The 7,178-nt window shown below is 56.6% G+C and carries 4 protein-coding genes and 1 pseudogene; all 5 read left to right on the top strand.

Going from position 1 to position 7,178, the window contains the following annotated elements:
- Positions 1-1,364 (top strand): RHS repeat-associated core domain-containing protein (locus L5849_RS14580; RefSeq protein WP_236926150.1); only part of this gene is annotated, 1,364 nt, incomplete at its 5' end.
- A gap of 455 nt (positions 1,365-1,819) precedes the next feature.
- Complete coding sequence (locus L5849_RS15990) at positions 1,820-3,190, top strand: RHS repeat-associated core domain-containing protein (RefSeq protein ID WP_236926149.1); 1,371 nt, start codon at positions 1,820-1,822, stop codon at positions 3,188-3,190.
- Between the two features lie 1,443 nt (positions 3,191-4,633).
- On the top strand, positions 4,634-5,473 hold the full coding sequence (locus L5849_RS16180) for an RHS repeat-associated core domain-containing protein (RefSeq protein ID WP_236926148.1): 840 nt from the start codon (positions 4,634-4,636) through the stop codon (positions 5,471-5,473).
- A gap of 993 nt (positions 5,474-6,466) precedes the next feature.
- Positions 6,467-6,775 carry a hypothetical protein gene (locus tag L5849_RS14565; RefSeq protein WP_236926147.1) on the top strand — a complete coding sequence of 103 codons (309 nt, stop codon included), beginning with the start codon at positions 6,467-6,469 and terminating at the stop codon, positions 6,773-6,775.
- Between the two features lie 120 nt (positions 6,776-6,895).
- Positions 6,896-7,178, top strand: a pseudogene (locus L5849_RS14560) (hypothetical protein); the annotation flags it as partial.

Raw genomic sequence — 7,178 nt, 5'->3', positions numbered from 1 at the left:
ATCCCGCCGGACAGATCGCGCAGACGACGCAGTCGAACGACAGTTACGCGTTCAACGCGCTCGCCAATGCCGACCGGCCCTATACGGTGAATGGACGCAATCAGTACACGCAGGTCGGATCGACCGCCCTTGGCCACGATGCGCGCGGTAATCTGACCGGTTCGGGCGGCGATACGTTCGGTTATTCGAGCGAGAACTTCCTCACCAGCTACAGCCATGCGCAAGGGTCGGGCACGCTGTCCTACGATCCGCTGGGTCGGCTCTATCGCTATACCGCGCCGCAGGTCGATACGCGCTTCGCCTATGACGGTATCGATATGATCGGGGAATACAATGCCTCGGGCACGCTGCTGCGGCGTTATGTCCACGGCCCCGGGATCGACAACCCGCTGGTCTGGTACGAAGGCGCGGGGACGGCCGGTCGGCGCTATCTGCACAAGGACGAACGGGGCAGCGTGATTGCGGTGAGCAATGCCTCGGGCGCGATGCTGGCGATCAACAGCTACGATGAACACGGCATTCCGGGCACGGGCGGGCTGGGGCGGTTCCGCTATACCGGGCAGACATGGTTGCCGGAACTGGGCCTCTACTATTACAAGGCCCGTATGTATTCGCCCACGCTCGGCCGGTTCATGCAGACCGATCCGATCGGCTATGCCGACGGGATGAACATGTACGCCTATGTCGGCGGCGATCCGGTGAACATGGTTGATCCGATGGGGCTTAGTTGTGTGACGATTGGACCTGGGGTAAATAGTGCCGGGGAAATCTCGCCTGCTGTAACATATTGTGACGACGGCGGTGGCGGTGGCGGTGGCGGTGGCGGCGGTCCCCCGCCACGTTCACGCGGGCCTTCTGGTCCCCCGTCCGGTCCATTTGGTCCTGGTGGAGGTGGAGGTGCTCCACCGCCGAAAAAAGAAGAGCCGCAAAATGATGGGCTGCTGGATGATTTGAAGGATGCTTACTGTTCGCTACCCTCATTCGGTGGCGGCGTAACCGGCTCGGGATATGCTGGTCTTGGGGGCGGAGTTACGGGCGAAATTGCATTCGATCCGAGCACCGGGCGAATTTCTATTACAGGCGGTCTCAACGTCGGGGTCGGAATCGGGTTCTCGACAGCCGTGACCGGAAACACAGGTCGAGGCGTCTCAAGCGACCCATTCTTTGGCAGCGTAGGTGCGAACGCCAATGCTGCACTCGGCCCAGCTCGCGTTGGCGTCGCCGGAACGATCATCGATAGTTCAGGCATCAATCCGAGCTTCAACGGTGTGAACGCAGGCACCCGCGCCGGTGTAGGTGCTACCGCTAATGCAAATCTGACGGCGAGAGGCGGGACGGCCTTTCAGCTTCTCCCGAGTTGCTAATGATTAAATCCGCTACGACAGCCCGCCTTCTTCTGAAACTTGCATTCGCGCTCTCGCTGGGCGGGTTGATCGAGTTCATGATATTCAGGTCATTCTTCCTGTTCATTCCGGCTGCGCTGCTGATCCTGTTTCTTCTGACAATAAGATGCAGCAATTGCGGGACGGCAATCTACGATCATAGGATTGCACCTTACATAAAAGGGTTCGACCTCGAAGTCCTGGACAAATGCCCCGTTTGTGGTGAGCAGATGCTAGCTCACGAGCAGAAAATTACCGATGGTTAGGAGTACAAATGCCCTGCATTGAGCGATCCGGTCGAGTGACCGGATCGTCGTTCGCAATGGGGAAGCCTTAGGGCGCACACCGATAGCGCCGGTGAACCGACCGGCCTGACCTATGCCAACGGCACCTCGCAATCGGTTGCGCTTGATCCGCTCGGGCGCTTGAGTTCGCTGGTGACCAATCTCGTGGGTAGCTCAGCGGACAACACACGCGGCTTTGCCTACAATCCCGCCGGACAGATCGCGCAGACGACGCAGTCGAACGACAGTTACGCGTTCAACGCGCTCGCCAATGCCGACCGGCCCTATACGGTGAATGGACGCAATCAGTACACGCAGGTCGGATCGACCGCCCTTGGCCACGATGCGCGCGGTAATCTGACCGGTTCGGGCGGCGATACGTTCGGTTATTCGAGCGAGAACTTCCTCACCAGCTACAGCCATGCGCAAGGGTCGGGCACGCTGTCCTACGATCCGCTGGGTCGGCTCTATCGCTATACCGCGCCGCAGGTCGATACGCGCTTCGCCTATGACGGCGTCGATATGATCGGGGAATACAATGCCTCTGGCACGCTGCTGCGCCGTTATGTCCACGGCCCCGGAATCGACAATCCGCTGGTCTGGTACGAAGGCGCGGGAACGGCCGGTCGGCGCTATCTGCACAAGGACGAACGGGGCAGCGTGATTGCGGTGAGCAATGCCTCGGGCGCGATGCTGGCGATCAACAGCTACGATGAATACGGCATTCCGGGCACGGGCGGGCTGGGGCGGTTCCGCTATACCGGGCAGACATGGTTGCCGGAACTGGGCCTCTACTATTACAAGGCCCGTATGTATTCGCCCACGCTCGGCCGGTTCATGCAGACCGATCCGATCGGCTATGCCGACGGGATGAACATGTACGCCTATGTCGGCGGCGATCCGGTGAACATGGTCGATCCGCTGGGATTGTGCGGCAAAGAAAGTGCGGGATCCACCGAAAACGGGGTAAAGGGTGAATGTGCGACTGACGACGGCGGCAGTGGTGGCGGCGGCGGAAGTGTCATCGTCGTAACTGGCACCCGTGGTGGTGGTGGTGGTGGTGGTGGCGGAAATGTTATTGTCGTCACCGGCCGCCGCTGGCAAGCGAGCTGTAGCGTATGTGGAAACACCGCTGCCCTTGGGTTCGGCGGCAATGGACGCGTCATCGACACGGGACAGGGAAGTGTCGGAGGAGCGCCGCCTCCGCCCCCGCCGCAAAATGAGACTCCTCCCGCGCAAGACTGGTGCGGAAGTACGGGGTCAGAGGGCGTTCCAGAGGGGAATTGGGCCGAAGCGTGCAAAACACATGACCAATGCTACGCTAAGCCCGGCGCAAACAAAGAAGGTTGCGACGTCAAACTTGCCTTAGACATTAATACAATATGCTCTTCAAAGATCATACCTGTTGCCAACAGCTTCTGCGCACTTCCTGCGCTATTATATGGTGGGTTGCTTTTTGTAGATGGCATTTGGAACCCCTGGTCGCCTTCGCGCAGAGCTTATAATCGTGCACAAGGAAATTAGGATGCCTTTATCACCTTTCGAATTCATCGCTGCTTTGCTTTACTCAGTTGCCATAATAGGTCTGATTATCTCTGCTGTAAAACGGAGCTGGAAAGCTGTCTTCGTTTTCATTGTTTTACTTGTCATCGCAGGAGCGGCGAACGCTTGGCTTGCAACGGGCTGAGTTCGGAAAATAGGCTGATGCAGTGCTATTACCATCGCCGCAAATTGATGACAACGTCATCGTCGTTACGCCTCGTCGTAATCCTTATACGGATGAAATTGAATTGGACCCCTTCGGAGATTTCGGACGATACATTTTTTCGCGGGTGGAGAGATATCGAAAAAAGGTAAATCGATGCCGAGCGGAGAGTGGCCTGTCACAGGAACAGGCCGATACTGTGGTCGGTCTCATAGGGCTTGGGTCCGAACTTGGGCGGATAGGGGGGGGGCAACGGTGTTTTGGCAGGAGCAGCAGGAGCTGGTGTTCTTGGAGCCAGTGCAGCGACGATAAGTAATTTTGCGAACTGCATGTCGAATTGAGATGGCGAAGCGTGGTCTTAAAAGACCTCCCATCGTGATATTCGCTGTGATGGCGTTTATTGCTACGGTGTGTGTTTACAATGAACACTCGCGCAGCCCATTTTTTCGGCATGATTATACCTTTAAAATGAAATCGGAAAAGAGAAATTATGACTTTGCAGATTGTGTAGTCCGATCAAGCGGAAGCGATTCTGGGAATCCGATCCAGTATATAGGGCGATCGACCATTTATGGAGGCCCACCTAGCAAAGATATCGTATTGATATCTAAGGATAGAACTATAATTATAAATATTAATCAAAGCGATGTGGCTTTCATATCTGCCCGCATGACGAACAGAGACAGTCGTATGATTAAAATACTAGAGGAATGCGCGTGATATTTGAAAATTTATCGCAGTTCTCGAAAGTGACCTTCATCACTCTTGTGGTCGCATCAAGAGCGCTTGTTCATACTGGATATTACGGTCTAGAGCCTGATAGGCTTTTATCTACCGTAGTGATTTTAGGGTTTTCGGTTCTTCTGATAGTATGGACCACGAAAACTCTCAAGTGGACAACATTCTTTATTATTTTTGTACCCATATCTTTTTCCGCCCTACAGTTGTATCGCCTGATTTCGATAGGGGAGGCTGTGTCTGCGGTTTCTTGGGTCTCCCTCACCTTATTGGCTGTTGCCCTAGTGCCACTTTCGCAAATGCCGGTTCGTCAGAAGGTCGATAAAGGTACTTCTTGAATCGCCGATAGCTAAAAGCGGTGAAGTTCTCACCGAACGATCCGGCTCAGTAACCGGATCGGCCCTCGCAGTACGGAAAGCCTTAGGGCGCACACCGACAGCGCCGGTGAACCGACCGGTCTGACCTATGCCAACGGGACTTCGCAATCGGTCGCGCTTGATCCGCTCGGGCGCTTGAGTTCGCTGGTGACCAATCTCGTGGGTAGCTCAGCGGACAACACACGCGGCTTTGCCTACAATCCCGCCGGACAGATCGCGCAGACGACGCAGTCGAACGACAGTTACGTGTTCAACGCGCTCGCCAATGCCGACCGGCCTTATACGGTGAATGGACGCAATCAGTACACGCAGGTCGGATCGACCGCCCTTGGCCACGATGCGCGCGGTAATCTGACCGGTTCGGGCGGCGATACGTTCGGTTATTCGAGCGAGAACTTCCTCACCGGCTATAGCCATGGGCAAGGGTCGGGCACGCTGTCCTACGATCCGCTGGGTCGGCTCTATCGCTATACCGCGCCGCAGGTCGATACGCGCTTCGCCTATGACGGGATCGATATGATCGGGGAATACAATGCCTCGGGCACGCTGCTGCGGCGTTATGTCCATGGCCCCGGGATCGACAATCCGCTGGTCTGGTACGAAGGCGCGGGGACGGCCGGTCGGCGCTATCTGCACAAGGACGAACGGGGCAGCGTGATTGCGGTGAGCAATGCCTCGGGCGCGATGCTGACGATCAACAGCTACGATGAATACGGCATTCCGGGCACGGGCGGGCTGGGGCGGTTCCGCTATACCGGGCAGACATGGTTGCCGGAACTGGGCCTCTACTATTACAAGGCCCGTATGTATTCGCCCACGCTCGGCCGGTTCATGCAGACCGATCCGATCGGCTATGCCGACGGGATGAACATGTACGCTTATGTCGGCGGCGATCCGGTGAACATGGTCGATCCGTTGGGGTTGTGTTCAGGGGAGTCGGGGGGGGGCAGTCACCGAGAACGTGATCGTTGTTCACTGCAAGACTGAAGAAGGCGGCGGCGGCGGTCCCCCGCCCCGTTCGCGCGGGCCTTCTGGTCCCCCGTCCGGTCCATTTGGTCCTGGTGGAGGTGGACGTCGCCCGCCGAAAAAAGAAGAGCCGAAAAAGGAGGAGGATGAGAAACCGCCAATCGACTATTGTGGAAGTACTACAAATGTTCCAGACGGGAACTGGGGCGAAGCGTGCCGTCGCCACGACATATGCTATGCGACTCCCGGAAAATCGAAGGCGGGGTGCGACGTCAAGCTTATCGCTGACATAACAACAGTGTGCGCGGACGGAGCCTATTACGTCACCATCGGACCCTGCTATTCGGTCGGCTTTAGCTATGGCGTTGGATTGTTAATTGAGAGGTTGGTGCGAGGGGAGTCGTCACGCGCATACAGAGGAGCACAGGGTCGGTAAGATGCCAATATCCCTTGAAGGCCTTATATTATCTTTCGCGATAATCCTCAGTCTATTTGTGACGGCATTTTTCATCGCTCGCAAAAAAGGCGTGGCTTGGGGCACTGCCTTTCTGGTTTTGAGCTTCGGAGCGATCTTTGTCGCAGCATACTTGAAGGATCTTTAGACGCTTCATCGCCACAAAAGGAGGAGCCAGTTTGCCCACTCACCCCATCCTACGCAGCAAGATTAGCGGCTCGCGCAGAGAATGCCGCTCTTGCCGCCGATGGAACGAGTTTTGTAGCCGGTGCTGCTGCGATTGGATTGGCTCCGACAGGGATTGGAGGTGCTGTGGCAGGAGGTGTGGCGATTGGAGCGGGTATCGGCTCTCGTCTGTCTTCCTTTGTTGCGCACGGGGTGGATGGCAATTGGTCCGCCGCTGGAGCGAACGCAGTCGGAGTTATCGCTGGAGGCACGGTTGCGACAGGATTGCGAACTGCGCAGAGGGCCGCACGAGCGACTTCGCGTTCAGAAGACCTAGCTTTCGATGCAATCGGCAATGCCGTTAGCAATGCGACAAGTGCGGCGGGAAGCGGCCAATGTCGGTGAATTTTCTCCTCTATGCGATCGCAAGCTTAGTCATTCTTGCACTATGGGATTGGGCCTCACGGCGACAGATGGAGGTACTGCTGTCCGCTGTTCACGGCGAAGATATGGTGATCCGCAAATTCCATAAGGCGCGATTTATCCTAATCGGACTCATGTGTTTGCTGATACCTGCGCTGATAATCACATCTGATGGCCTTTATGCATTTGCCCTGGCTCCATTGGCGGTCCTTTATTTCGCTCTGTATGTAGCAGGTGCGGAGAAAAATCGGTCTGACACCCTCACCAATGCGCCCGATTGAACGGCCCGGCTAGTTCACCGGATCGCGGCTATGCAATGTTGGAATCTGGCGAGCACACCGTACGCAGCGGGTGCCGCATGGAAAATGTAGCGAGGTCAGCATTTTACAGCCGATTTTGGCGTGTGGCATTTTCTGACCCACTACCGGGTCGGTGCCAAAATCGCGGGTCAGAGTGGCTCAATCGCGCTCCAAGCCGTTGCCATTGCTGGAAAATATCCCACGCTTCTACTGTGTCAACTAGACCCTGAAGATCGCGCTGGATCGACCGCCCTTGGCCACGATGCGCGCGGTAATCTGACCGGTTCGGGCGGCGATACGTTCGGTTATTCGAGCGAGAACTTCCTCACCGGCTACAGCCATGCGCAAGGGTCGGGCACGCTGTCCTACGATCCGCTGGGTCGGC

The organism is Erythrobacter sp. SN021 (genome assembly GCF_021864455.1).
The sequence above is the reverse complement of the archived record's forward strand: the minus strand, read 5'-3'. Positions and strand labels throughout refer to the sequence as shown.